The sequence below is a fragment of the Vibrio sp. 2130-1 genome (assembly GCF_033339515.1).
In genome coordinates, this window is sequence record NZ_JAWOUT010000672.1 from 1 (window position 1) to 534 (window position 534).

Annotated in this window: 1 protein-coding gene; it reads right to left on the reverse strand. The window is 42.3% G+C overall.

Annotated features, from left to right (window positions below):
* Nucleotides 1-534: ATP-binding cassette domain-containing protein (locus R7Q09_RS28070; RefSeq protein WP_318144197.1), on the reverse strand; the 534-nt coding region annotated here is incomplete at both ends.

A 534-nucleotide genomic window follows, 5' to 3' on the forward strand; every position in this document is an offset into this window, starting at 1 on the left:
TGACAGTAAAGGCGTTTGATAGCCAATGCTCAACGCTTCGGCACTAACAACACTTTGATGTCCAATAGGCGCATAAGAAAAATCAAATTCAGTCACGGCATCTGTTTTATGCAACTGAATCCTTTCAATTTTATCCAATTGTTTCTTACGGCCCTTCGCAATGCTCGCATTCACACCTGCGCCATTTTTCGCAATAAACTGTTCCAGTTTCTTAATCTCAACTTGCTGTGCGTGGTACTCTTTTTCCAACAGCGAATTGTTGTGTCGCTTTTGCGCCATTGCTTTGTGGTATGAGCCGGTGTATTTCTGGATTTTTTGATAGTCGATATCACAGATGCAGGTAGTAACCGCATTCAGGAAACTCACATCATGAGACACCAACAGTACGGTTCCTACATAAGCATTGAGATAACTCTTCAACCACTCAATATGAGTTGCATCAAGATAGTTAGTCGGCTCATCTAACAATAAGACGTCTGGTTCACGCAACAATAAGCGCGCTAATAAGACCTTATGGCGTTGCCCACCACTTAA